This is a genomic window from Thiocystis violascens DSM 198 (genome assembly GCF_000227745.2).
Taxonomy (GTDB): domain Bacteria; phylum Pseudomonadota; class Gammaproteobacteria; order Chromatiales; family Chromatiaceae; genus Chromatium; species Chromatium violascens.
This window is the reverse complement of record NC_018012.1, coordinates 637,495-662,043: the sequence shown is the minus strand read 5'-3', so window position 1 is coordinate 662,043 and position 24,549 is coordinate 637,495. Positions and strand designations below refer to the sequence as shown.

22 protein-coding genes are annotated in these 24,549 nt (G+C 61.7%); 4 read left to right on the top strand and 18 right to left on the bottom strand.

Features of this window, described 5'->3' with window-relative positions:
• Nucleotides 1-13 precede the first annotated feature (13 nt).
• The 8 genes from hemN to htpG all read right to left on the bottom strand — a co-directional run bounded on the left by hemN (nucleotide 14) and on the right by htpG (nucleotide 7,565).
• A complete protein-coding gene (gene hemN / locus THIVI_RS03050; protein WP_014777178.1) occupies nucleotides 14-1,399 on the bottom strand; it encodes an oxygen-independent coproporphyrinogen III oxidase in 1,386 nt (461 codons plus the stop codon).
• Nucleotides 1,400-1,463: 64 nt separating this feature from the next.
• Entirely contained in the window at nucleotides 1,464-1,787 is a 324-nt protein-coding gene (locus THIVI_RS03045; protein ID WP_014777177.1) for a hypothetical protein, read from the bottom strand.
• Entirely contained in the window at nucleotides 1,784-2,707 is a 924-nt protein-coding gene (gene prmB, locus THIVI_RS03040; RefSeq protein ID WP_014777176.1) for a 50S ribosomal protein L3 N(5)-glutamine methyltransferase, read from the bottom strand. The genes THIVI_RS03045 and prmB overlap by 4 nt, the downstream gene beginning before the upstream one ends.
• Nucleotides 2,708-2,894: 187 nt before the next feature.
• Nucleotides 2,895-3,380 (bottom strand): Rrf2 family transcriptional regulator, encoded by a 486-nt coding sequence (locus THIVI_RS03035; RefSeq protein WP_014777175.1) that lies wholly within the window; start codon nucleotides 3,378-3,380, stop codon nucleotides 2,895-2,897.
• Between the two features lie 166 nt (nucleotides 3,381-3,546).
• On the bottom strand, nucleotides 3,547-3,996 hold the full coding sequence (locus THIVI_RS03030) for a DUF1249 domain-containing protein (RefSeq protein ID WP_014777174.1): 450 nt from the start codon (nucleotides 3,994-3,996) through the stop codon (nucleotides 3,547-3,549).
• Between the two features lie 190 nt (nucleotides 3,997-4,186).
• Nucleotides 4,187-4,558, bottom strand: a complete 372-nt coding sequence (gene trxA, locus THIVI_RS03025; protein ID WP_014777173.1) for a thioredoxin — start codon at nucleotides 4,556-4,558, stop codon at nucleotides 4,187-4,189.
• A gap of 255 nt (nucleotides 4,559-4,813) precedes the next feature.
• On the bottom strand, nucleotides 4,814-5,473 hold the full coding sequence (gene adk, locus THIVI_RS03020) for an adenylate kinase (RefSeq protein ID WP_014777172.1): 660 nt from the start codon (nucleotides 5,471-5,473) through the stop codon (nucleotides 4,814-4,816).
• A 172-nt stretch (nucleotides 5,474-5,645) separates the two neighbouring features.
• Nucleotides 5,646-7,565: a molecular chaperone HtpG gene (gene htpG, locus THIVI_RS03015; protein WP_014777171.1), complete on the bottom strand. Its 1,920-nt coding sequence runs from the start codon at nucleotides 7,563-7,565 to the stop codon at nucleotides 5,646-5,648.
• Between the two features lie 300 nt (nucleotides 7,566-7,865).
• Between htpG and THIVI_RS03010 the strand changes: the two genes are divergently transcribed.
• Nucleotides 7,866-9,500, top strand: a complete 1,635-nt coding sequence (locus THIVI_RS03010) for an alpha-D-glucose phosphate-specific phosphoglucomutase (protein WP_014777170.1) — start codon at nucleotides 7,866-7,868, stop codon at nucleotides 9,498-9,500.
• A 158-nt stretch (nucleotides 9,501-9,658) separates the two neighbouring features.
• The gene (locus tag THIVI_RS03005; RefSeq protein ID WP_014777169.1) at nucleotides 9,659-9,961 is read left to right on the top strand and encodes a YhbY family RNA-binding protein; all 303 of its coding nucleotides are present in this window, start codon (nucleotides 9,659-9,661) and stop codon (nucleotides 9,959-9,961) included.
• Between the two features lie 78 nt (nucleotides 9,962-10,039).
• Here THIVI_RS03005 and THIVI_RS03000 read toward each other — a convergent pair whose 3' ends face one another.
• Nucleotides 10,040-10,891, bottom strand: a complete 852-nt coding sequence (locus THIVI_RS03000) for an ATP-grasp domain-containing protein (protein ID WP_014777168.1) — start codon at nucleotides 10,889-10,891, stop codon at nucleotides 10,040-10,042.
• A 5-nt stretch (nucleotides 10,892-10,896) separates the two neighbouring features.
• The gene (locus THIVI_RS02995) at nucleotides 10,897-12,972 is read right to left on the bottom strand and encodes a molybdopterin-containing oxidoreductase family protein (RefSeq protein WP_014777167.1); all 2,076 of its coding nucleotides are present in this window, start codon (nucleotides 12,970-12,972) and stop codon (nucleotides 10,897-10,899) included.
• A 190-nt stretch (nucleotides 12,973-13,162) separates the two neighbouring features.
• Here THIVI_RS02995 and THIVI_RS02990 point away from each other — a divergent pair, with 190 nt between their 5' ends.
• Nucleotides 13,163-14,920 carry a S8 family peptidase gene (locus tag THIVI_RS02990; RefSeq protein ID WP_014777166.1) on the top strand — a complete coding sequence of 586 codons (1,758 nt, stop codon included), beginning with the start codon at nucleotides 13,163-13,165 and terminating at the stop codon, nucleotides 14,918-14,920.
• A gap of 71 nt (nucleotides 14,921-14,991) precedes the next feature.
• The gene (locus THIVI_RS02985; RefSeq protein WP_245537361.1) at nucleotides 14,992-16,131 is read left to right on the top strand and encodes an alkaline phosphatase family protein; all 1,140 of its coding nucleotides are present in this window, start codon (nucleotides 14,992-14,994) and stop codon (nucleotides 16,129-16,131) included.
• Nucleotides 16,132-16,259: 128 nt separating this feature from the next.
• On the opposite strand, the gene pdxJ is transcribed toward THIVI_RS02985, so the two are convergent.
• From pdxJ to THIVI_RS02945, 8 genes are all read right to left on the bottom strand, one after another.
• Nucleotides 16,260-17,024 carry a pyridoxine 5'-phosphate synthase gene (gene pdxJ / locus THIVI_RS02980; protein ID WP_014777164.1) on the bottom strand — a complete coding sequence of 255 codons (765 nt, stop codon included), beginning with the start codon at nucleotides 17,022-17,024 and terminating at the stop codon, nucleotides 16,260-16,262.
• A gap of 70 nt (nucleotides 17,025-17,094) precedes the next feature.
• On the bottom strand, nucleotides 17,095-17,853 hold the full coding sequence (gene recO, locus THIVI_RS02975; protein WP_014777163.1) for a DNA repair protein RecO: 759 nt from the start codon (nucleotides 17,851-17,853) through the stop codon (nucleotides 17,095-17,097).
• A 14-nt stretch (nucleotides 17,854-17,867) separates the two neighbouring features.
• Nucleotides 17,868-18,803 (bottom strand): GTPase Era, encoded by a 936-nt coding sequence (era, locus tag THIVI_RS02970; RefSeq protein ID WP_014777162.1) that lies wholly within the window; start codon nucleotides 18,801-18,803, stop codon nucleotides 17,868-17,870.
• Nucleotides 18,800-19,474 carry a ribonuclease III gene (gene rnc, locus THIVI_RS02965; RefSeq protein WP_014777161.1) on the bottom strand — a complete coding sequence of 225 codons (675 nt, stop codon included), beginning with the start codon at nucleotides 19,472-19,474 and terminating at the stop codon, nucleotides 18,800-18,802. Before rnc ends, era begins: the two co-directional genes overlap by 4 nt.
• Nucleotides 19,471-19,860 carry a DUF4845 domain-containing protein gene (locus THIVI_RS02960; RefSeq protein WP_014777160.1) on the bottom strand — a complete coding sequence of 130 codons (390 nt, stop codon included), beginning with the start codon at nucleotides 19,858-19,860 and terminating at the stop codon, nucleotides 19,471-19,473. The genes rnc and THIVI_RS02960 overlap by 4 nt, the downstream gene beginning before the upstream one ends.
• A 69-nt stretch (nucleotides 19,861-19,929) precedes the next feature.
• Nucleotides 19,930-20,781 (bottom strand): signal peptidase I, encoded by an 852-nt coding sequence (lepB, locus tag THIVI_RS02955; protein WP_014777159.1) that lies wholly within the window; start codon nucleotides 20,779-20,781, stop codon nucleotides 19,930-19,932.
• A gap of 224 nt (nucleotides 20,782-21,005) precedes the next feature.
• Nucleotides 21,006-22,808: a translation elongation factor 4 gene (gene lepA / locus THIVI_RS02950; RefSeq protein WP_014777158.1), complete on the bottom strand. Its 1,803-nt coding sequence runs from the start codon at nucleotides 22,806-22,808 to the stop codon at nucleotides 21,006-21,008.
• A gap of 302 nt (nucleotides 22,809-23,110) precedes the next feature.
• Nucleotides 23,111-24,541: a DegQ family serine endoprotease gene (locus tag THIVI_RS02945; RefSeq protein ID WP_157174347.1), complete on the bottom strand. Its 1,431-nt coding sequence runs from the start codon at nucleotides 24,539-24,541 to the stop codon at nucleotides 23,111-23,113.
• Nucleotides 24,542-24,549 lie beyond the last annotated feature (8 nt).

Here is a 24,549-nt window from a genome sequence, read left to right as displayed (position 1 = left end):
GCTCCAAGCGCCATCAGATCACCCTGGAGAAACCGATCGGCCCCGTTTTGGTCGCCAGATAGGCATCGAAGGCCATGCAGATGTTGCGCACCAGCAGGCGTCCGCGCGACAGGATGCGGATCTGGTCCGCGCCGATCTCCACCAGACCATCCTCGGCCATGCCCTGGAGCTTCGCCAGCGCATCGGCGAAATACTCGGCGAACCGGATGTCCCAAGCGGCCTCGGCGGCACGGATATCCAATTGGAAGTGACAGATCAGCTTGGTGATCATGTCGCGCCGGATCAGATCGTCGCGGTTCAGTTCGATCCCGCGGAACACGGACAGATGCCCGGCGTCAATGTCGGCGTAATACTCTTCGAGTTCGCGGCGGTTCTGGCCGTAGGTGTTGTCGATCATACCGATCGAGGTGACGCCGATGCCGATCAGATCGCAGTCGGCATGGGTCGAATAGCCCTGGAAATTGCGGTACAGCGTCCCCGCCTGCTGGGCCAGCGCAAGTTCGTCGTCGGGACGCGCGAAATGGTCCATGCCGATATAGACATAGCCCGCTTCGGTCAGACGCGCGATGGTCGATTGAAGGATGTCCAGTTTGACCTCGGGGGCCGGAAGATCGTCGTCCTTGATCCGGCGCTGAGGCTTGAAACGCTCCGGCAGATGCGCGTAATTGAAGATTGACAGACGTTGCGGATTGACCTCGATCACCCGGTCCAGGGTCTTGCCGAAACTTGCGACCGACTGGAAGGGCAGACCGTAGATCAGGTCGATACTGGTCGAGCGGAAGCCCTCGGCGAGGGCCGCGTCGAGTACCGTCATGGTCTGCTGCTCGGTCTGGAAGCGGTTGACCGCCGCCTGCACCCGGGGGTCGAAGTCCTGCACGCCCAGACTCATGCGATTGAAACCGATGCGGCGCAGCAGCTTGACCGTTGATGCATCGGCCTCGCGCGGGTCGATCTCGATCGAGAATTCGCCGACATCGTCGCCGGCCAAAGTGAAGTGACGGCGCGTCACGTCCATCAGCTCGGTCATCTGATCGTGGCTGAGGAAGGTCGGCGTGCCGCCGCCCCAGTGCAACTGCTCCACCTGACGCGAGCGGTCGAACAGCGCGGACTGCATCTCCAGCTCACGATAGACGCGCTCCAGATAGGGCGGCGCCAGCGAGCGATCCTTGGTCGCGATCTTGTTGCAGGCGCAATAGAAACAGACCGTATCGCAGAAGGGGATATGGAAATAGATCGACAGCGGGCGTCCGCTCGCGTTACTGCGTGCGCAAGCGGCCTGGTAGGCCGTCTCATCGAAAGACTCGGCGAACTCCACCGCGGTCGGGTACGAGGTATAGCGCGGACCGCTCTGGTCGTAGCGACGAATCAACTCAAGATCAAAGGAAACACCTTGCTCCACCGTTCAATCCTCCAGCCGCGGGGCGCGCGTCTGGCCCCCGAACGGCATCGTTCGTAAAGCCTGTTCAGGCATCATCCCCGCCCACGTCGATTCCCCGCCGATGGGTCTCGTTGATCTGTTTGAGCAGGGTATGGAATGGAATCTCTTCCGCGTACTTGCCGGCCAAGTCCATGAACGGCAGATCCTCGCGTCCGAAGGCGTAACTTCCGTCCTTCATGGCGGTATAAATGGCCTTGATGCCGGCTTCGAGCGGGTCGAGAAAGGCTGGGAAGGTCGCCAGATCCTCGCTTTCGTATTCCAGGCAATCGCGCAGATCGTCCACCTCGAAGACGGCCTGACGCACCCACTCGACATACTCGTCGACGCTCCGCGCCCGTCTCAGGCTCATGTAATGAACGCCTCCTCGAATTGCGGTTGGTACTCGACAAGTTGTTCGCGCAGCAGCAGAAACACGCCCTCCCCGCCACGCTCGAATTCGAGCCAGGTGAAGGGAACCTCCGGCAAACGCTGCTGAAGGGCGGGGGCCGAATTGCCGACCTCGACGATCAGAATGCCGCCCTCGGTCAGATACCGAGCGGCGTCGCTGAGGATGCGGATCACGAGGTCGAGTCCATCCTCGCCGCCTAGCAGCCCCAATTCCGGCTCGTTGTGATATTCGGCGGGGAGTCCCGCGAATTCGAGCCGGGAGACATACGGGGGGTTGGAGACGATGACGTCGTACTGACTGCCCGTCAGCGCGGCGAACAGATCGGATTCCAGCACCCGAATCCGCTCCCCGACGCCAGAACGCTCGACATTGCGGCGAGCGACCTCCAATGCCTCCGGCGAAATATCCACCAGATCCACATCCGCATCCGGAAGATAGGTCGCAGCCGCGATGCCGATGCAACCGCTGCCGGTACAGAGATCCAGGACGCGGCCAACCCGCTCGCTGTCGATCCAGGGGTCGAAACCGGCCTCGACCAACTCGGCGATCGGCGAACGGGGCACCAGCACATGCGGATTGACCGAGAATTCCAAGCCGGCGAACCAGGCGCGTCCGGTCAGGTAGGCGGCGGGAACCCGCTCCACGACCCGCCGCTCGATCAGATCACACACCAGCACCCGTTCGGCGGGCGTCAAACGGCAATCGTAGAACCCCGTGGGCAATCCGGGTTCCAGATGCAGACCGCTCAGAACCAACTGCGCGGCTTCATCGATGGCATTGTCGGTGCCGTGCCCAAAAAAAAGACCTGCCGCATTAAACCGGCTCGCGCCCCAGCGCACGAAGTCTTGAATCGTGATCAAACCGTCCGGCTGTTCTGCCATAGCGAATATCGATCAGGTTGGTCCTTGGCCAGATAAAGAGATGACGCGGCGATGACCGCGACATGCAGATGAGCGGGCAAGCATAACACCGCTGGGGGGATGTTTTCAGCTTGACCTTGATGAGCGAATACTTTTTTGCGGAGGGCGGGCCTTGAGAAACCCGGCGCGGCCAGACCATCGCGGAGATTCACGCAGCCCGGCGTTTTCTGTCCCGCTCCAGACCAGGATCCGGCTCGGTCTTCTCGACCTTCAAGGGTGCCGGGACTTGCCGTTGACCGCGATCAATCAAATCCTGGAGCGTGATCGCGTCCAGGAAACGAAAAATTTCATCGCTCAACTGATCCCAAAGATGATGCGTCAAGCAGCGTTGTCCATCGTGACAATTCTCACGCCCTCCGCAGCGAGTGAATTCGACCCATTCGTCCACGGCGCAGATAATGTTGGCGACGGTAATCTCCCCCGCCGTTTTCCCGAGATAGTATCCCCCACCCGGCCCGCGGACGCCGCGCACGAGTTTTTTCGCGCGCAAGGCCGCAAACAATTGTTCGAGGTACGAAAGCGAAATCCCCTGGCTCACGGAGATGTCCGCCAATGTCACCGGACCTTTGCCTGAATGCAGCGCAAGTTCAAGCATGGCGGTCACCGCATATCGGCCTTTCGTCGAGAGTCTCATAATTCGGGTGCCTGTAGCGTGTCTGTGGTGGTCGAGTCGGTTGGCGTTTCAAACGCCTTGTCTTATCGACTAAATTAGTCAACATTTTTGCCATTTCAAGACGGCGCTTGTGGATTTCAGAGGGGAGAGCATGGGCGCCCGCCACGCATGGCATGCCGAACGGATATCAGGTGCAGAAAGGCGTGGACTCGACAAACCCCAGAGGTGGCACGGAAACTTCGCGATGCTGAAAGCAATGTCCCTGACGAAGGCAAAACGTCAGCCATTTTGCGAGGAAAAGGTTTGCCTGCCACTTGTCCGCGAGCGCGGGATGCTGATAGCCGCCCCGCAGCGGCAACACCGATTGACGCAAATCAAGAACCTCAACCTGCCGCGCATCGTGGTAGACCCGCAGACGTGCGTTGGGTTCGGGGCGTGGATCCGTGGAGCCGGGAAGATGGAAAACGTGGGTCAGACGTAGCTGCGTGGTGTAAGGGGCCTGCTCCTCGACCTCAAGGTGCAGATCGACGCCACCGGAACGACGCGAAGTGAGTCGCCCCGCGGCATCTCGAAGCCCCGGAGCCAGACGCAGCAACCGGCCGTGGTTCTCCTCGCACAAACTCATCAGGGCGCCCACATTCGGACGCTCCAAGAGCAGGCAAGCCGCAGGCGAGAGGTGAGATGAGTTCGGTGTCATCTGGATTCAAGGCACTCGATGGGACGCCGCCGAATCCGTGGCGAACCTGATGACGTCAGTCACCGCGCCATCTAGTGAATTCGGATCCACCCGACGTGAATAATGGACATCCGACCGCGAAATCGCGCGTCTAGGCTTGATTGGCTGCTTGTTCGGCAATCTGGCGTTTCACGTCGACCATGTCGAGTTCCCCGGCCTTCGCGAGAAGATCGCGGAACGACCCCTCCGGCAAGGCGCCAGCCTGGGAGAAGATAATGACCTGCTCACGAAAGATCATCAGGGTCGGAATGGATCGGATCTGAAAGTGCGCCGCAATCTCCTGATGCTCTTCCGTATTCACCTTAGCGAAGATCACGTCGTCGAAATCTTGCGAAACCTTCTCGTAAACCGGCGCGAACGAACGACAGGGTCCGCACCAGGGCGCCCAGAAATCAACGATCACAAAGTCGTTGTCCTGGATGGTCTGTTCAAAGTTGGATGTTTCGAGTTCAACGACGGCCATGAGCGTTTCCCGTAAAAAAAGATGGCGGACATCTTACCAGAATGGGGTGCTCCCTGTGTTTTTCCATGACCGCCCCGCCGTCAACCGCGCCCGGCGCGGTACGCGCCGGGCGGGCAGCGCCAGTCAACGGCCGCCTGAAACAGTCGATGAAACGCCGTTTAAGGTGATTCGCCGAAAACAACCCACCCACGGAGAGGCGGCGAATGGACCGATCGCACCGACGCCGCCGATCATGCCGAACATGCCGAACGCGGTTTAAACGGCATCGAGTTGCCCGAGGATTCCTTCGCGAATCTCCTCGACGGCGCCGATTCCATGCACCTTGATATATTTCGGAGCGCCCTCGCCGCCCCGGTTGGCCCATGAGGAATAGTATTCGATCAGCGGCTCGGTCTGATCGTGGTAAACCTTCAGGCGTGCCTTGACGGTTTCTTCCCGATCGTCCTCGCGCTGGATCAAGGGTTCGCCCGTCTCGTCGTCCAGGCCCTCTTGGCGTGGCGGATTGAAGACGACATGGTAGGTCCGGCCGGAGGAAAGATGCACCCGGCGCCCGGACATCCGGCGAATGATTTCCGCGTCCGGCACATCGATTTCGACCACCGCGTCGACAAATACGCCCGCTTCCTTCAGCGCATCCGCCTGGGGCAAGGTACGCGGGAAGCCGTCGAACAGATAGCCGGTCGCACAATCGTCATCGGTGATGCGTTGCTTGACCATGCCCAGGATAATGTCGTCGGAGACCAGACCGCCCTCGTCCATGATCTTTTTGGCCGCCTGACCAAGTTCGGTGCCCGCCTTGACGTGTGCCCGGAGCATATCGCCGGTGGAGATCTGCGGAATGTTGAAATGTGCCTTGATGAAACCGGCCTGGGTGCCTTTGCCGGCACCGGGGCCACCGAGCAGAATGATGCGCATGCGATATGTTTCCTCATTGGTTGAAAAGGGTCGGTGGCCGGAGTGTGCCACGGGTTCGCTGGCGCGACTACTCGTCACGCATCGCCAAAATTGATCGCCGAAGCGCGGGAGCGGGCTTGAAACCCGCTCCAATGGATGGGCGTTTCGGACATTGCCCAAACGGCAAGGCGTCTCAGCCGCCCGCCATCATCATCTTCATCATCAGACTGTTCAGCCGTGCGACAAACCCGGCCGGATCGTCGAGTTGGCCACCCTCGGCCAGTTGCGCCTGATCGAACAGAATCATCCCGAGATCGCTGAAACGCCCTTCGTCGCTCTCCGACTCCAGCCGTTTGACTAGGGGGTGATCCAGATTGACCTCCAGCGTGGGCTTGCTCTCGGGCGCGTTCTGACCGACTGCCTTGAGGACGCGCGACAGGTTGGCGCTCATGTCGTGCTCGCCGACCACCAGACAGGCGGGAGAGTCGACCAGTCGGGTGCTGGGACGCACCGCCTCGACGCGCTCGCCGAGCGCCGTCTTGAGCCGTTCGAGCAGGGAGCCGTGTTCGGCGGCGGCTTTTTCCTTAGCTTCTTTCTCTTCCTTGTCCGCCAGTTCGCCGAGATCCAGATCGCCCTTGGTCACCGACTGGAAATGTTTTTCCTTGTACTCGGTCAGATGGCTGACCAGCCACTCATCGACCCGATCGGACAACAGCAGCACCTCGACGCCCTTCTTGCGGAAGACCTCCAGATGCGGGCTGTGGCGAGCGGCGGTCGCGCTGTCGGCGGTGATGTAGTAGATCTTGTCTTGACCTTCCTTCATGCGCTCGATATAGGCATCGAGCGATTCGCGCTGGGCGTCGTCCTCGCGGTGGGTACTGGCGAAACGCATCAGACTCGAAAGGCGTTCTTTGTTGGCAAAATCCTCGGCCGGGCCTTCCTTGATGACGCGCCCGAACTCGTCCCAGAACGCGCCATATTTCTCGGCATCGTCAGCCGCCAGGGTCTCCAGCAGACCGAGCACGCGCTTGGTGTTGGCCTGACGGATGGTGTCGATCTTGCGGTTGTGTTGCAGAATCTCGCGCGAGACATTCAGCGGCAGATCATCCGAATCCACCACGCCCTTGACGAAGCGCAGATAGTGCGGCATCAGCTTGTCGGCCTCGTCCATGATGAAGACGCGCTTCACATAGAGCTTGACGCCGTGCTTCTGATCGCGATCCCAGAGATCCCAGGGCGCCTTTTTCGGCAGGTACAGCAGCGCTGTGTATTCGTTGGTGCCCTCGACCCGGTTGTGAGCGTAGGCCAGCGGCGGCTCGAAGTCGTGCGAGACGTGCTTATAGAAGTCGTGATACTCCTCCTCGGTAATCTCCGACTTGTTGCGCATCCAGAGCGCCGTGCCGCGGTTGACCTGCTCGTATTCGGGCGGCTCGTCCTTTTTCGCCTCGGCCTCCTCGCCGTAGAACTCCTTGCGCATCTCCACCGGCAGGGCGATGTGATCGGAGAACTTGCCGATGATGGAACGCAAACGCCAGCTATCCAGAAATTCCTTTTCCTCCTCTTTCAGATGCAGGATAACATCCGTGCCCCGCATGGCCTTCTCGACCGTTTCGAGCGTATAGCTGCCGCGTCCATCGGACTCCCAGCGCACGCCATGCTCGGCGCCCAGGCCCGCCCGGCGCGAGATCAGCGTTACCTTGTCGGCGACGATATAGGCGGAATAGAACCCGACGCCGAACTGGCCGATGAGCTTGCTGTCCTTGGCCTGATCGCCGGACATGCTCTCGATGAAACGGCGGGTGCCCGAACTGGCGATGCTGCCGATGGTCTCCATCACCTCGACACGGCCCAATCCGATGCCATTGTCCGAGATGGTCAGGGTGCCGGCGTCCTTGTCCATTTCGACCCGAATGCGCAATTCGGTATCGCCCTCGTAGAGCCCGTCGTCGCTCAATGCCTCGAAGCGGAGCTTCTCGGCGGCGTCGGAGGCATTCGAGACCAACTCGCGCAGAAAGATTTCCTTGTTTGAATACAGGGATCGAATCACGAGATCCAGCACCTGGCTGACCTCGGCCTTGAATTCCAATGTTTCCTTATGCGCTTCGACGATCATGTTGTGTGGTTACCTTCTGTTTCGATTGAGTTGAATCTTGAAACCAATGGCGCGAAGCGGTCTTCGACGCCAATCCGGTTATTGTCGCACGGGCTTCGGGGGATACAATGTCTGACTTCGATTGCCTCGCCTCACCGGCCGCCGTCGGTTACCGCGAGGCTTGGGCCACCCAAGATATCGCATATCATCACTCGACGCGGTTTTAAGCGATAGGACCGACGCGTTCGCGCATACCGCCTCACGACGCCCGCGCTGCTCCGCTCAGTGTAGGCAATCCGATCACTAATCAAGGGTTTGAAGATGGAACCACAGATCATCGCCACCACGCCTTTCGATGGGCAACGTCCCGGAACATCTGGTCTGCGCAAAAAGGTCAAAGTTTTTCAGCAGCCGCATTACCTGGAGAATTTCGTTCAGGCGATCTTCGACACTCAGCCTGAGTTGAACGGCGGCGTGCTGGCGGTTGGCGGCGATGGACGTTTTTATAACCGCGAGGCGATCCAGGTCATCCTGCGCATGGCCGCAGCGAATGGCGTGCGCAAGACGCTGGTCGGACGCGGCGGCATCTTTTCGACCCCCGCCGTTTCCTGCGTGATCCGCAAGTACAAGACCCAGGGCGGCATCGTGCTGTCGGCGAGCCACAATCCCGGCGGCCCCGACGAGGATTTCGGGATCAAGTTCAATTCCGCCAATGGCGGCCCCGCGCCCGAATCGGTCACCAACGCCATTTTCGAGCGTACCTGCACCCTCGACCGCTATCTCACGCTCGATACGCCGGTGCTCGATCTCGACCACGACGGCAGTTTCATGCTCGGCGCGATGGAGGTCGTGGTCATGGATCCTGTCAGCGACTATGCCGCGCTGATGGAATCGCTGTTCGATTTCAACGCCATCCATCAGATGTTCAACTCCGGCCTGTTCCGGATGCGCTTCGACGCCATGCACGCCGTCACCGGCCCCTATGCCGTCGCCATCCTGGAAAAACGGCTCGGCGCGCCGCCCGGCACGGTGATGAACGCGATCCCGCTGGAGGATTTCGGCGGCGGACATCCGGATCCGAATCTGGCCCATGCCCAGGAACTGGTTGCCCTCACCGAGGGCTCCGACGGACTCGATTTCGGCGCCGCCTCCGATGGCGACGGCGACCGCAACATGATCCTCGGCAAGAATTTTTTCGTCACCCCAAGCGACAGTCTCGCGGTGCTGGCCGCCAATGCCCACCTCACGCCGGGCTATAAGACCGGCATTCGTGGCATTGCCCGCTCCATGCCGACCAGCCAGGCCGCCGACCGCGTCGCCGAGCAGATGGGCGTGGAATGCTTCGAGACCCCGACCGGCTGGAAATTCTTCGGCAATCTGCTCGACGCCGGGCGCATCACGCTCTGCGGCGAGGAGAGCTTCGGCACCGGCTCGGATCATGTCCGCGAAAAGGACGGACTCTGGGCGGTGCTCTTCTGGCTCAATCTGCTCGCCATGCGTCAGCAATCAGTGGCCGACATCGTCAGCGACCACTGGCGCCGTTTTGGGCGCAATTACTACACCCGCCACGACTACGAGGGCGTGGATCTAGCCGGCGCCGAGGGGCTGATGGACCATCTGCGGATTCTGTTGCCCGAGCTGCCCGGCAGACAGCTTGGCGACCAGACCGTCAGCTACGCCGACGATTTCGCCTATACCGACCCCATCGACGGCAGCGTGTCCAGCAAGCAGGGCATCCGGATCGGTTTCGAGAGCGGCGCGCGCATCGTCTTCCGGCTCTCCGGCACCGGCACCGAGGGCGCGACGCTGCGGGTCTATCTCGAATTCTACGAGCCGGACCCGACCCGTCATCACCGCGACACCCAGGAGGCGATGGCGCCGCTGATCCTGATCGCCCGCGAACTGGGACAAATCGAGACGCGGACGGGGCGCAGCGAGCCGGACGTGGTGACTTGATCGAGGATCCGTCCCTTCATTGAAATCGCGACGAAGAGCGACCTATCCTTTCACCGTAACCTGATCCGTCAGACGATTCACCATGCGCGGAGAGACGCGGTTTCCATTGCGAGCGATGGAGACCGCGTCGCCTCCGATCAATAACCGATGAACACCACATGACCATTACCGAAAAACAGAAGCGCTGGCTCAAAAAGCAGGTGCACCATCTCAATCCCGTCGTCCTCGTCGGTCAGCACGGGCTTACCGAGTCCGTCCTGGCCGAGATCGAGATCGCCATGAGCCACCATGAGTTGCTCAAGATCCGCATCAACGCGGGCGACCGCGAGGCACGCGACGCAGCCATTGCAGTCATTCAGGAACGCACTCAGGCCAATCTCATCACCCGCATCGGCAATGTCGCCGCCTTTTACCGTGCAAATCCGGACAAACGCGAGCCGATCGTTTTGCCCAAACTGTAAACCGCGTCTTGAGCACTCTGCGTTGCTTGCGCATCGGCTCGGTCTTACAGGAGCCAGCCGCGCCGGTGCTGGCGCGGTTTACGCCGTCTGATTGTTGCGTGTCAGTCCCAATTGGCCGCACAGAGTCAGACCCAGGGACTTATCCCGACAGCGCAGAATAGCCGACCGATCAGGGGTGTGGAGATCCGGTTGGATCTTCACCCCAAGCGCGGAAATCCGCGCTTGCTGCTCAAGACTGAGTTCCTTGGCGCCAAAGACCGAGATTACCAATCCACCTGGAATCGGCGGCGGCGGCGCGCAAGACTTGTCGTCCACGAGTGCGACCCAGGCGGACAGGAACTCGGGACCGTAGAAGTCGAAAAAGCCGTTGGAGCCGCGCAGATGCGCCTCGATGGGCCGCCCGCCGATCAGTTCCAGATTGCATAGCCCCGTATACCCCCGCAGATGATCCGCCACCCACCGCGCGAGCACGGGCTCCAACTCCGGCAAAGGCACGCCCACGTCCCAATAGATCGGACGTTCGTGGTGTTTCTCGTCCGATCCGCGCGTATGGGCAAACCAGATCGCACGGCCATCACGTACCAGACAATCGCTGCTCGTATGGGTGCCTTGGAGCCGCTCGCACCAGAAACTGCCGGCCTCTGGTGGAACGGCGTCGGCGGCCACCGCCCGGGCGCGCACCGCCATGCCGGCGAGATTGACGATGGGCTTGACGAAGACCAGGGTATCGGGGGCGATGCCGCAGTCGCGCGGATCGACCCCGCAGGGCGCCGCCTTCAGCCCGGCGTCGAGCGCCAGCGTGAGTTTGTCGTACACCTGTCGGTGCTGGGGATTCAGCCGCCAGGCGGCGGCATCGCTGACCGCGACCTCGCGCCGGGGTTGCGGCTGGAACAGAGACTCGCGTTCGGGCAGAACACCGATGAAGGGCATGACGTTTAAAGCCGCTCCACTTCGCATAATCCCGACTTGAACGGCGGAAATCCGCTGATCGGATCGAGATGGCGGTCATCGGTCAGCTCGTTGATATTGGCGCTATTCCAGCCGTGCGCGCAGTGCACCACGCCGGGCTTAATGCGGTCGGTCACGCGGGCGACGAAGCGCACCTCGCCACGCGGCGAGCGCACCCTGACCGACTCGCCATCCGCGATCCCGCGCGGCTCGGCATCCGACGGATGGATTTCGACCAAGGGGTCGGGAACCGCGCGGCGCATGCGTTCCATGCGCTGATGCTGAGAGTGAGTGTCGAACTTGGTCCGCGCCCCGCTGGTCAGGACCAGCGGATAGTCGCGGGCGATCTCGGGGGTCGACAGCGGACTCTCGGCCGGCTCGCGATAGAGGGGCAATCCGTCATGGCCGGCCGCGCGCAATTCGGCCGAATCGAATTCCACCTTGCCGCTGGCGGTCGGGAAACCGCGCAGTCGATAGAGTCGATCCGCGTCCAGAAAGCCATGTTCGACCAGATCCTCGATCGCTTGCGCATAGACCGTCACGCCATCGGGATTCGCGAACACCTCCTCGCGGATCTCCTCCGGGATGCCTTCCGCCGCCTCGCTCCAGGAGGCTTCCAGGTCGCCCTGCCAGAATTGATCGCCCATCCCGAGACGTACGCCGAGTTCCAGAAAGATGGCGCCATCGGGCCGCGCCTCGCCCTTGGGCGCGACCACCGGACGGCGATAGCGCAACTCGCCCTGATAGGCGCAGCCCGGATAGGCGATCAGCGCGGGCCGTTCCAGATTGGTCGCCGCCGGCAGGACGATGTCGGCCTGAAGCGTGGCCGGATTATGGAAGAAATCGGTTACGGCGAAAAAATCCAGCGCGCCCAACGCCTGTTCCATGCGCTTTGAATTCGGCCACATGGCCGTGTTGATGCCCATGGCGAGTAACGCCCGCACCCGCTGCGGCCGACCGTCGAGGATACAGTCCGGCAACAGCATGCTCTGTCCCGCCGGCCAGTATTTCGTCCAGACCGGATAGACCTCGTCGCCGATGCGCGGCGGGAGATGTTTGCGGCAATAGTCGAACAGCTCGATCGGCTTGGGCATGAACTTGTCGTTGAAGAAGCGGTTGCCGCCCTCGCGATCCAGATTGCCAGTCACGGCCGAGAGCAGAATCACCGCCCGATGGTTCTGAAAACCGTTGCTGTGCTGCACGGTCGCGGTCGGCGACAGGGTGATCTGGGCCGGCGCGGTGGTCGCGAAGAGTTCGACCGCCGCGCGCAGATTGGTCTCATCGATGCCGCAGATCGTCGCCACCCGCGCGGGCGTGAAGTCGCGGACATACTCGCGGAAGGACGCGACGCCAGTCGCCCATTCGTCCAGAAAGGCTTGATCCTGCCAGCCGTTCTCGAAGATCAGATGATGGAACCCGAGCGCCAGGGCGCCATCCGTGCCAGGCCGGATGCGCAGATGGATGTCGGCCTGATCGACCATTGGGGTACGACGCGGATCCACCACGATCATCCGCCGACCCGCCTTGAGCGTGACCAGCCCGTGCGTATCGAACGGCGGAATGGAGCCGCGCGGATTGGTCGACCAGATCAGATGACAGCGCGTCTTGGGCGAGATCACGGTCGAGGTGGTTTTGATCTTGTAGCCGAAGGTCACCTTCTCGGCGACCATGGTCGCGGAGAAACAGCAGCCGCTTTCGGTCAGATAATTGGGCGAGCCGAAGGCGTGCGCCAACCGCTGAAGCTGGGGCCGCGCTTCCTTGGTATAACCGGCGAAAAAGGCCACTGCCGGCGCGCCATGCGTGGACTTGACCGCGGCGAGACGCGCGGCGATGGTGTCCAACGCCTCGTCCCAGGAGATTCGCTCGAAGGCGCCGCTGCCGCGCGGTCCGACCCGCTTGAGCGGATACAGCAGGCGCTCGGGATGATTGCGCCGATCGATCTGCACATAACAGCGCGGACAATCCGGACCCTTGACGCCGATCGGCTCGCCCGCCTCGTCGAGTTCGACCTCGATGGCGCAATTGGCGTCGCATTCATAGCAGGTGCTTGGTTTGAATGACATCTTGGCGTTCTCAAATGACGTGCGAGGAAGGCGAATAAAGACGGTTTTTTCTCTTTTTCATTCATGCGGTTCCAGAAAACCGTGACACGGGTCACGCCGCAAGCCGGAAAGGTATGCCATCCTTTGCGGAAAAGTAAGGATGAATGTTGCCATCCCCGTTTCCCGACCAGCAGACATTGGATCCTTGACGATGAAAACCAAGCATCAGCATCGAATTGGACAATTGCTCCTCTCGCTCCTGGGCCTGGTGCTGGTTTTCTCCGCGCTGGCCGGTACGCCATTGGATACCATGGATCCGGCGGTCACCACGCAGGATTGGGAATCTTTCATCGACCCTCTCATGACGACGAACGCGCCTGCCGCCGAACTGGCGCAACGGCGCGATGGATTGCTGGAGCAGGCTTTTGAACGGGGTGCGGTTCCGGTCATCGTGCGCTTGAAAGCGCACTCCAATTCACGTCCCATCTCGCGGACAGCGCTGTCGGAAAGCCAGCAGCGCCTGCTCGACCGACTGGGGCTCCAGGATGGGCGGGATCGCGTCGGATCGCGTGTGAAGCGGTTCGATCGCGCGCAGGGACTCGCCATGCAGGCCGACGCGATCGACGTGCAGGATCTGCTCGACGACCCCGAGGTTCTGGATGTCTTTGAAGACAAAGCCTATTCGCCCGCGCTGATCGAAAGCCTGCCCCTGATCGGCGCGACAGGCAATAGCGTCTTTGCTGGGTATAGCGGTCAGGGGCAGGTCATCGCGATCCTGGATACCGGCGTGGACAAAAACCACCCCTTCCTCGCCGGGAAAGTGGTCTCGGAGGCCTGTTATTCGTCAAGCTACAGTTCTCAAGGCAGCACGTCGCTGTGCCCGGGAGGCGCGAGCGAGTCCACCGCGGTCAATTCCGGACTCAATTGCAATGCCGGCATCGACGGTTGCAGTCACGGCACCCATGTCGCCGGGATCGCGGCGGGCAGGGGCGCGAACTTCTCGGGCGTGGCCAGGGACGCCCAGTTGATCGCCATTCAGATCTACAGCCGATTTCCCGCCCGCGAATGCGGCGGGGCGCGCTGCGTGATGGCCTACACCTCCGACATCATCAAGGGGCTCGAACGGGTTTACGCGCTCCGGAACAGCTATCCGATCGCCGCCGCGAATCTCAGCCTGGGCGGGGATGTCTCCACCACGACCTGCGACCGGGATCCGACCAAACCGATAATCGACGCACTGCGCGGCGTCGGGATCGCCACCGTCATTGCCAGCGGTAACGGCGGCTACACCAACGCCATCGGCGCGCCTGGCTGCGTCTCCACCGCGGTGACCGTCGGCAGCACCACGAAGTCGGACGAGATGTCCTCGTTCTCGAACAACGCCAGTTTTCTGGATCTGCTAGCGCCGGGAAGCGTCATTTATTCATCGATCATCGGCAATGGCTTTCAGACCTGGAACGGCACGTCCATGGCCGCGCCGCATGTCGCGGGCGCCTGGGCCGTCCTGAAATCGGCGCGGCCAACGGCCACTGTTGACGCAATCTTGACCGCGCTCCAAGCCACGGGCGTCCCGATCAACGATGCCGGCCTGGTCAAGCCGAGAATCGAGATCGCCGATGCCATTGACTTGCTGAATACCGCGAGCAAAGCAGAAGGCGGCGATTCCTCAATGCCTTCCGCAATCCCCGCCGCACCCACGATCAATACCGCCAGTCACATCAACTCCAGCGGGTTCACGGCCAACTGGAGCGAATCGGCGGGAGCCGACGGCTACCGACTGGATCTCTCCACGACAAATAACTTCCGCCGTTTCGTGAACGGCTACCGGGATCGGGACATGGGTGACGGAGCAAGCGCGCGGATAACGGGTTTAGTGGCTGGAACGATCTACTTTTATCGGATCCGCGCCTACAACGCGAGCGGCGTCAGCGACAACGCGATGATCCGGGGTGTCATCACGAAGAAATGATTCTCGGATCAGGGCTATCGACTAGAGCGGTGCAGACACCCGATTATCAGGGCGGTGGAATCGTCAACCTGATGAGCAGCATCCTCCAGGCGCGTGGCGGACATTCCGGTTACCCCGTGCTGGATGCGCTGCCGGTCGCGGAACTGGCGCGAGCGACTAACCTCATTCTGCTGGTCATCGATGGACTTGGCGCCGACTGGCTCGCCCGTCACTCGCCCAACGGCATCCTCAACCGCGCCCGACGGGGCACCCTCAGTTCGGTCTTCCCATCGACGACAGCGGCGGCCATCACCACCTATCTCACCGGCGACGCCCCGCTCCAGCATGGCTTGACTGGCTGGCATACCTATCTGAGCGAATTGGGCTGCGTGATGACCGTGCTCCCCGGCAAGCCCAGATATGGCGGCGTGCCCTATCGCCAGGCCGGCATCGATCCAGTCAAACTTTTTGGTCATGCGTCCGTTTTCGATCGCATCCAAACGCGGAGCGTCATCGTCTCGCCCCATTTCATCGCCCGCTCCGACTTCAATCTGGCGCATGCGGGACGCGCCAAAATACTCGCCTACGACGGTCTGCGGGATCTATTCCGCCAGACCCTGCGGGCGATCCGTCCCCCTCGTCGCTGGCGCCAGTCAGGTCCGTCGGAGCCGAATTATCTCTATCTCTATTGGCCCGCGCTAGACACCATCGGTCACGAGCACGGCATGGAAAGCACGGCGGCCGTCGCCCATCTGGTCGAGATCGAACAGGTGATCGAGGACTTTTCGAGCGCCGCCGCCGGCACCGACTCGCTGCTGCTGATCAGCGCCGACCATGGTCAGATCGATACCACGCCACAGGACAACATCGACCTAGCCGATCACCCCGAACTGGCGGACTGTCTGCTGCTACCGCTGTGCGGCGAGCCGCGCGCGGCCTTCTGCTACGTTCGCGCCGACCACGCAAGGGTCTTCGAGGACTACTGCCAACACAGACTGAAAGATCGTGTCGATTGCGTTCACAGTCGGCAACTAGTGGCAGATGGGTTATTTGGATTCGGCACGCCCCACCCACGCTTTATGGGTCGCGTCGGCGATTATTGCCTGCTCCCGCGCGGGAATGGGGTCATCCGCGATCACCTGCCCAGCGAAACGCCACACGCCCAGATCGGCGTCCACGGCGGTCTGAGCGAGGAGGAATTGATGGTGCCGCTCTGCGTTCTGGCGGTTTAGAGCAACAAAACAGCCCTCGATTTCTCGTTTAAGCGACGCAAGCCGAGGTCCGGTTGCGAATCAGGACAAGCGGCTGGTGTTGACCGAACGTTCGGTTGAGTTCTGTTCAGCCGCCAGTCGTCTCGCGGTCACCCCGAACGATCGGCGAGACGCGGCTGAATGATACGCTTCATGTCCCGCACGGCCTGATCCAGCCCGACGAACAGCGCCCGCGCGATGATGGAGTGGCCGATATTGAGTTCGCGCACGCCGGGGATGGCCGCGACCGCCTGGACGTTGTGATAGTCGAGTCCATGTCCGGCGTTGACCTCCAGGCCCAGCTCTAGCCCCAGCTCGACGGACTGACGGATGCGCGTCAGGGCATCCGCCCGCTCGCGTGGCGAGCCTGCATCGGCATAGTGTCCGGTGTGAATCTCGATCACTGGCGCCCCCACCGCGCGTGCCGCTTCGAGTTGCGCCGGTTCCGCGTCGATGAACAGCGAGACCCGAATACCGGCCTCGGCCAGCCGTGCGCAGAAGTCGGTCAGATGAATCTGATTGCCGACGACATCAAGACCGCCCTCGGTCGTCAGTTCCTCGCGCCGTTCCGGAACCAGACAAACGTCCGCGGGTTTGAGACGGCAGGCGATCGCACCCATCCCGGCGGTCGCGGCCATCTCCAGATTCATGCGGGTTTGCAGGATGTCGCGCAGCAGTTCCACGTCCCGATCCTGGATGTGCCGGCGATCCTCGCGCAGATGCAGCGTGATGGAATCCGCGCCGGCCTGTTCGGCCACCAGCGCGGCCTGAATCGGCTCGGGGTAACGGGTACCGCGCGCCTGTCGGACGGTGGCGACATGGTCGATATTGACGCCCAGCAGCATTTCGGCGGGGCGTTGAATGTCCGTCGGCATTGAGGTTTCCATCGCAGTTAAAGGACGTGTCGTCAATGGTCGTGCAATTGCGCCTGGCATGAGGCGCGGTTTATTGGGCGAGGGATTCGGTCGGGTTCCGGGCACCGTACCAGCGTTGATAGAGTTCGCGGCTGTTCAGCGGACGTTCGCCCAGATAGGGCGTCAGTATCCCGCGCAGCAGGATCCGCGCCTCCCGTCGCTGCGCGAGATCCAGATCCTCGCCCCGCGTCAGGGCCAGCAGGGTCGCGCCGGACAGCACCGGCCCCGTCTCGACCGCCGCCGCCCGGCGCAATCCCCGTTCCGCCTCGTAACGATAAGAGCGCTCCGCCAGCACGGGTTCCCGCCCGCCCGCCTCCCGATCCAGGGTCGGACCATAACCCAATTCGTCCAGCAGACGTAGTTCGAACCGACGCAGCAGCGTCTCAAGCTCGCCCCCCTCGGCCAGACGCGCGAGCGCGTCCTGATAGAAAGCAAAGAGCGGGTCATGAGCATCATGTCGGACGAGCAGGCGAATCAGCAGTTCATTGAGATAAAAGCCGCCCAGCAGGGCACGCCCCTGAAGTGTCATCGGGCGACCCGCGCCCTCGCTGCGGGTCAGGGTACGGACCTCGCCACGCCCAACCGCCGCGAGCCATAAGGGTTGAAAGGGTTGCAGCAGCGCACTCGCCGGATTTCGCGGTCGACGCGCGCCCTTGGCGATCACGGCAAAGCGCCCTACCCCGATCCCGAAGACCTCCAGCAGTAGACTGGTATTGGTATAGTCGCGCCGGTGCAGGACGAACGCCTGGAAGAGTCCATCGCGAGCAGGCGCGGGGACGAGTCCGCTCATATCGTTTTTAAGGTTTAATGGTCTTCGCTATACCCAAGACTGGCGATGGCCGCCTCGTCGCTTGACCAGCTCTTCTTGATCTTGACCCAGACCTCCAGATGCACCGGGCAGTCGAACAGCTTCTGCATCTCCTGGCGGGCCTGGCTGGCCGCGGCCTTGAGCGCTTCGCCCTGCTTGCCGATGATGATCGCTTTTTGACTCGCGCGCTCCACCCAGATCAGCGCATGGATCTGGTAGCGTCCGTCCACCTGCTCGAAGCGTTCGACCTCGACCGATGTCCGATACGGGAGTTCCTCGCCATAACGCTGCATCAACTGTTCGCGCACCAGTTCGGCGGCGAAAAAGCGTTCGGAACGGTCGGTGAGCTGGTCCTCCGGAAACAGCGGTTCGCCCTTCGGCAGGGCCGCCAGCACCGCTTGCTCCAGCGCCTCGACCTGATCCCCATGGGTCGCGGAGACCGGGATCAGGGCCACAAAGTCATGACGCTTGGACAGGGTTTGCAGATAGGGGAGCAACGCCTGCTTGTCGGCCACCCGATCGACCTTGTTGACCACCGCAATCACCGGCACGCCGGCCAGAGCGACCGCCTCCAGCGCCTTGGCGTCTTCCTCGGTCCAGCGCAGCGCCTCGACGACCAGCAGGGCCAGATTGGTGTCGCTGAGCGTCGTGCGCGCGGCGCGGTTCAGATAGCGGTTGAGCGCGCTGCCGCCGCGCTGATGGATACCGGGCGTGTCGACGAACAGGATCTGACCCTCGGGACGGATCTTGATGCCCAGGATGGAGTGGCGCGTGGTCTGGGCCTTGTGGGAGGTGATGGCCAGTTTCTGGCCAAGGATGCGATTGAGCAGCGTCGATTTGCCCACATTGGGACGGCCGACGATGGCCACATAGCCGCAATGTCCGGGCGCGGCGTCGGAGACACTCTCGTCCGGCATTTTCTGGTCGGTCATTTTTCGATTTGCTCCAACATGGCCTGGGCGGCCGACTGTTCGGCGCGCCGACGGCTGCTGCCCGTGCCGAAAGCGCACAGATTCCTGTCGGTCAACAGACAACTGACGGTAAAGATCTGATCGTGCTGATCGCCGCCGATCTCGGTCACGACATAGTCAGGCAGGGGCCACTTGCGCGACTGCAACCACTCCTGGAGACGGGTTTTGGGATCCTTGCCCGACTGCGCCGCGCTGGTGTCGTCGAGCCGCTCGGCGAACAGCCCCATGACCACGGTTTGCGTAACCGCGAAACCGGCATCCAGATAGACGGCGCCCAGCACGGCCTCCAGCGCATCCGCCAGGATGGAATCGCGCGCATGACCGCCGGTGCGCAACTCGCCCGCGCCCAGTCGCAGATAATCGCCAAGACGCAGACCGCGCGCCAGCCCGGCCAGCGATTCACGCTTCACCAGCGAGGCCCGCATGCGACTCAGGGTGCCTTCGTCGGCCTCGGGAAAACGTTCCCACAGCGCCTCGGCGATCATGAAACCGATCAGGGCATCGCCGAGAAATTCCAGTCGTTCGTTATTGAACGCCCCCGCGCTGCGGTGCGTCAGTCCCTGCTCAAGCAAATCTTCGCGTTTGAATGCATGCCCCAGGGCAAGCGCCAGCCGGCGCGGATCTGCGTTCACTGGGTTTTCACATCCACCTGGTAGGTGAACATCGCGACCGCATCGACATTGAAGAAGAGATGCACGCGCTGTTCGTAGTTGACCGTCACCTGATAGGTATTCTGCTCCAGCTTTTTGATGTCGAAATCCTTGGTGGTGATATTGGCCACGCTGTTGACATCCATGCGCTTGCCGATCATATCGGCGATCCCGCGCGCCCCGCCCTGAAGGGTCTCGGACTGCTCGGCCACGCTGGTCATGATGGAACGGATGGTCCAGAAGTTGAGATAGAGCGGTCCGAGCTTCAGCAGGAGCGTCATGAAGAAGGCGACCAGCCCCACGGTAAAAATGATGCCGAGCATCCCCATGCCACGCTGGCGCGAACCGAACCTCGACATTTTGTGCATTACAAATCTCTCCAAGGGTCTACAAGGCCGAATCGGCGCACCGGCGGCGCGGAGCAAGCCGGACGCGGTTTAATGAATCCCATCGCCCAGACGCGACCAGGCGATCGGCAGACCGTCGCGCTCGCTGTCCCAATGCATCCAGATCGCGAATGCCTTGCCGACCAGATTCGCGTCCGGCACGAACCCCCAGCACCGGCTGTCATTGCTGTTGTCGCGATTGTCGCCCATCACGAAATAATGCCCCGGCGGAACCCTGATCGGACCGAGCGCCAGCTTTTGACAGCCGAAGGGCAGATTCGGTGCGTTGGAGCGGGTCAGGATACGATGTTCGACTCCGTCCAGACTCTCCAGCGCCTCGCGCGCGCCGGTCATTTCGGTTCCGGAACCCTCGCCCGAGAAAGCGCCGATCGGCAGTTGGCCCATGGGCTCTCCATTGACGAAGACGGTCTTGTTCCGATAATCGATCTCGTCGCCCGGCAGACCGATCACGCGCTTGATGTAGTCGGTCTTGGGATCCAGGGGGAATTTGAACACGAGCACGTCGCCGCGCCGGGGCTCGCCGAGTTCGACGAATTTGCGATTTAGCACCGGCAGCCTTAGACCGTAGGCAAATTTGTTGACCAGGATGAAATCGCCCGTCAAAAGGGTCGGCATCATCGAATTGGATGGGATCCGGAACGGCTCCACAATAAAGGAACGTAGGATCAAAACCGCGAAAATGACCGGGAAAAAGGAGCGCGCGTATTCGACCAGGACCGGCTCGCGCACGAGAGGCCTGCCCTCATCGATCCGCGCCCCGCCAGCCATGGCTGCCTCGGCCAACCGACGCCGGCGCGGCGCGAACAGCAGCGCATCGATCAGCCAGATGCCACCGGTCAGAACCGAGGCCAGCACGAGAAAAGCTGGGAAATCAAACGTCATCAGCGAATCCTTATGGGGTTTTCAACCGTGTAACTTAAAACCGCGCCCAGAGCGAAATGCGCAATTTTCATTTTGTGTCTGGTTTTGAGGGTATTTTCGGCCTCCGTGGAGACGCGGTTTAAGTTTTTAATTTTTTGACACTTAAACCGCGTCGACTCCAACGCCCCAGATGAGTGCCAACCGAATTGACCACTCGAAACGACGCATACCGTAATGGACGCGGTTTAATTATCCTTGCCGACTTGCAGCACGGCAAGGAAGGCTTCTTGCGGGATATCCACCTTACCAACCTGCTTCATACGCTTCTTGCCTGCCTTCTGCTTCTCAAGCAGCTTGCGCTTGCGGGTCGCGTCGCCGCCGTAGCATTTGGCGGTCACGTTCTTGCGCAGGGGTTTGACCGTGGTGCGGGCGATGATCTTGGATCCGATGGCGGCCTGGATCGCGACCTCGAACATCTGGCGCGGGATGAGATCCTTCATGCGCACCGTGACGTCATGCCCACGGGTCTGAGCGGCGGCGCGATGCACGATGGATGACAGCGAATCGACCTTGTCGCCATTGATCAGAATGTCCAGCTTGACCAGATCAGACGCCTGGAAACGCTTGAATTCGTACTCAAAAGAGGCAAAGCCTCGGCTGCACGACTTGAGCCGGTCGAAAAAATCGAGCACCACCTCGCTCAACGGCAGTTCATAGGTCGCCTGCACCTGACCGCCCAGATACTGAAGCTGCTTCTGAACGCCGCGCTTCTCGATACAGAGATTGATGACCGCGCCGAGATAATCCTGCGGCACCAGGATATGGGCCTCGATGATCGGCTCGCGCACCTCGCTGAACTTGCCCGGCTCGGGCAGGTTGGCGGGATTGTCGATCTTGATCAGTTCGCCGTCGCTACGCAGTACCTCGTAGACCACGGTCGGCGCGGTGGTGATGAGATCCAGATCGTATTCGCGTTCGAGACGCTCCTGAATGATCTCCATGTGCAGCATCCCAAGGAAGCCGCAACGGAAACCGAACCCGAGCGCCTGCGACACCTCGGGTTCGTAATGCAGCGCGGCATCGTTGAGCCGCAGCTTGCCGAGGGCCTCGCGCAGATCCTCGTAGTCGTCGGAAATCACCGTGTAGAGCCCGGCGAACACCCGAGGGCGCATCTCTTTGAAGCCGGGGAGTTTGGGCGCCGGGTTTTCGGGGCGGGTAATGGTATCGCCCACCGGCGCACCGTCGATCTCTTTGATGCCGGCGACCATGTAACCGACTTCGCCGGCGCTCAGGACGTCGCGCTCGGTCTTCTTGGGGGTAAAGACGCCGACACCATCGATCTGCTGGGTGCGGCCGGTCGACATGATCAGGATCTTGTCGCGCCGACGCATCTCGCCGTTCATGACGCGCACCAGCGACACCACGCCCACGTAGGGATCGAACCAGGAGTCGATGATGAGCGCCTGCAGCGGGGCCTTGGGATCGCCGGTCGGCGCGGGAATGTGCGCGACCAGCGCCTCCAGCAGATCCGGGATGCCCTCGCCGGTCTTGGCGCTGACGCGCAGCGCGTGCTCGGCATCCAGACCGATGATTTCCTCGATCTCCTTGATCACCCGATCCGGCTCGGCGGAGGGCAGATCGATCTTGTTCAGGACCGGCAGTACCTCCAGCCCCTGCTCGATGGCGGTGTAACAGTTGGCGACGCTCTGCGCCTCGACGCCCTGGGCGGCGTCGACCACCAGCAGCGCGCCCTCGCAGGCGGCCAGCGAGCGCGACACCTCGTAGGAGAAATCCACATGCCCTGGAGTATCGATGAAGTTCAACTGATAGGTCTCGCCATCGCGGGCCAGATAGTCGAGCGTCACGCTCTGGGCCTTGATGGTGATCCCGCGCTCGCGCTCCAGATCCATCGAGTCCAGCACCTGACTGGACATCTCGCGGGCGGTGAGCGTGCCGCTGATCTGGATGAAACGGTCGGCGATCGTCGACTTGCCGTGATCGATATGGGCGATGATCGAAAAATTGCGGATATGGCTGATGTCGGTCATCGAGAATCTGGACGCCCTGGGGGCTCGTGAAGACAGTGGAAACAGGGGTCCATGACGGATGGTCGGGACGAGTACGCCAACCGGGGAAGCTGGAGATGGCCGAGACCGCCGAGCGTATCGCGAACGGACCTGCACGGGTTAACCGCGCAATAGTAACAGAACGGAGCGGATCGGCGCACCGATCCGCTTGGCGACGTGGGACGGGCCTCCGACCCTTTATTCGGCACGAGGAACCGCAAAGGCGCAAAGCGTTGTGCTCTTTGCGGTTCAACCGCTCTTTTTAGGCTAACCCGTCCCCCACTTCAGGTCTTCGGCATCTGGATGACGTAAAACATGCGGCTGTCGGCGCGCTGGATCAGCACCGCGACCGGGCGCCCCGGCGCCAGGGTTTCGAGGATTCGGTCAAACTCGCCCAGATCGTTCACGGGCTGGTTGTCGAGCATGAGAATGAGATCGCCCGCGCGCAAACCGGCCTGTTCGGCAGGTCCGGCAGCGACGCTTTCGACCAGCACGCCGCCCTGCTCGATCTCCAGCAACCGGCGCTGCTCGGCGGTCAGGTCGCGCACGATCAGACCGATTCGATTGGCGGACAGATCATGGCGCGGCGACTCTCCGCCCGCCATCTGCTCGTCTTCGGGAAGCTCCTCGATCCTGACGCTGAGATCGACCTTTTCGCCCCGCCGCAACACCTGAAGGGTCGCCGTTTCGCCAACCGCGGTCGCGCCCACCAAGGGCGGCAGCGTGCTGGAGGTCAGGACATCGCGGCCATCGAAACTCAGAATGACATCGCCTGGACGCAAACCCGCCGCCGCCGCGGGACTCTTGGGCAACACCTGCGCGACCAGCGCCCCGCGCGGCTGGGGCATGCCAAAGGATTCGGCCAGTTCGCGGGTCACGTCCTGGATCAGCACCCCCAGCCAGCCGCGGCTGACCTTGCCCTTGGTCTTGAGCTGATTGACCACATCCATGGCGACATCGATCGGGATGGCGAACGACAGACCCATGAAACCGCCGGTACGGCTGTAGATCTGACTGTTGACGCCGACTACCTCGCCGTTCAGGTTGAAGAGCGGACCGCCCGAGTTACCGGGATTGATGGCCACGTCCGTCTGAATGAAGGGCACGTAATTCTCGGTCGGCAGGCTGCGGCCCTTGGCGCTGACGATGCCGGCGGTCGCCGATGCCTCGAATCCGAAGGGCGAGCCGATCGCCAGTACCCATTCGCCCACCTGAAGTTCCTTCGTGGAGCCGATGCGGGCGACCGGCAGGCCCTCGGCGTCCACCTTCAACAATGCCATGTCGCTACGCTTGTCGGTCCCAATCAAGGTTGCGACGAATTCGCGGCGATCGCTGGTGCGCACCACAATCTCGTCGGCTCCATCGACAACGTGCGAATTGGTCAGGATATAACCGTCCGACGAGACGATGAAGCCCGAGCCGAGCGAACGCGACTGTAGCGCATCGTCTGGCGCGTCACCCTCTTCGCCGAAAAAATGGCGGAAAAAATCGTTTAACGGGCTGTCTTCCGGCAAATCCGGAACGGAAAATCCGCGCGGGGCCGTCAGTGATTGAGCCGACTGCTTGGTGCTGATATTGACCACGACCGGGCCATTCTCGCTCACCAATGACGTAAAGTCGGGCAGCTCGCGACTCAAGGCAATCCCTGGGGCCAGCGTCACAACCAGTAACGCGGTCAGGGCGAGCGACAGGGCAGGCATGGATACTTTTGTCATAGATTGAT

Coding starts and splice junctions, on each gene's coding strand:
- THIVI_RS02985 (WP_245537361.1), top strand. CDS start 14,992: ATGAGCAGCATCCTCCAGGCGCGTGGCGGACATTCCGGTTACCCCGTG.
- htpG (WP_014777171.1), bottom strand. CDS start 7,565: ATGATCGTCGAAGCGCATAAGGAAACATTGGAATTCAAGGCCGAGGTC.
- lepB (WP_014777159.1), bottom strand. CDS start 20,781: ATGACGTTTGATTTCCCAGCTTTTCTCGTGCTGGCCTCGGTTCTGACC.
- era (WP_014777162.1), bottom strand. CDS start 18,803: ATGACCGACCAGAAAATGCCGGACGAGAGTGTCTCCGACGCCGCGCCC.
- THIVI_RS03035 (WP_014777175.1), bottom strand. CDS start 3,380: ATGAGACTCTCGACGAAAGGCCGATATGCGGTGACCGCCATGCTTGAA.
- lepA (WP_014777158.1), bottom strand. CDS start 22,808: ATGACCGACATCAGCCATATCCGCAATTTTTCGATCATCGCCCATATC.
- THIVI_RS03045 (WP_014777177.1), bottom strand. CDS start 1,787: ATGAGCCTGAGACGGGCGCGGAGCGTCGACGAGTATGTCGAGTGGGTG.
- THIVI_RS02990 (WP_014777166.1), top strand. CDS start 13,163: ATGAAAACCAAGCATCAGCATCGAATTGGACAATTGCTCCTCTCGCTC.
- adk (WP_014777172.1), bottom strand. CDS start 5,473: ATGCGCATCATTCTGCTCGGTGGCCCCGGTGCCGGCAAAGGCACCCAG.
- prmB (WP_014777176.1), bottom strand. CDS start 2,707: ATGGCAGAACAGCCGGACGGTTTGATCACGATTCAAGACTTCGTGCGC.
- trxA (WP_014777173.1), bottom strand. CDS start 4,558: ATGGCCGTCGTTGAACTCGAAACATCCAACTTTGAACAGACCATCCAG.
- pdxJ (WP_014777164.1), bottom strand. CDS start 17,024: ATGCCGACGGACATTCAACGCCCCGCCGAAATGCTGCTGGGCGTCAAT.
- THIVI_RS02960 (WP_014777160.1), bottom strand. CDS start 19,860: ATGCACAAAATGTCGAGGTTCGGTTCGCGCCAGCGTGGCATGGGGATG.
- THIVI_RS03000 (WP_014777168.1), bottom strand. CDS start 10,891: ATGCCCTTCATCGGTGTTCTGCCCGAACGCGAGTCTCTGTTCCAGCCG.
- THIVI_RS02945 (WP_157174347.1), bottom strand. CDS start 24,541: ATGACAAAAGTATCCATGCCTGCCCTGTCGCTCGCCCTGACCGCGTTA.
- THIVI_RS02995 (WP_014777167.1), bottom strand. CDS start 12,972: ATGTCATTCAAACCAAGCACCTGCTATGAATGCGACGCCAATTGCGCC.
- THIVI_RS03010 (WP_014777170.1), top strand. CDS start 7,866: ATGGAACCACAGATCATCGCCACCACGCCTTTCGATGGGCAACGTCCC.
- recO (WP_014777163.1), bottom strand. CDS start 17,853: ATGAGCGGACTCGTCCCCGCGCCTGCTCGCGATGGACTCTTCCAGGCG.
- THIVI_RS03005 (WP_014777169.1), top strand. CDS start 9,659: ATGACCATTACCGAAAAACAGAAGCGCTGGCTCAAAAAGCAGGTGCAC.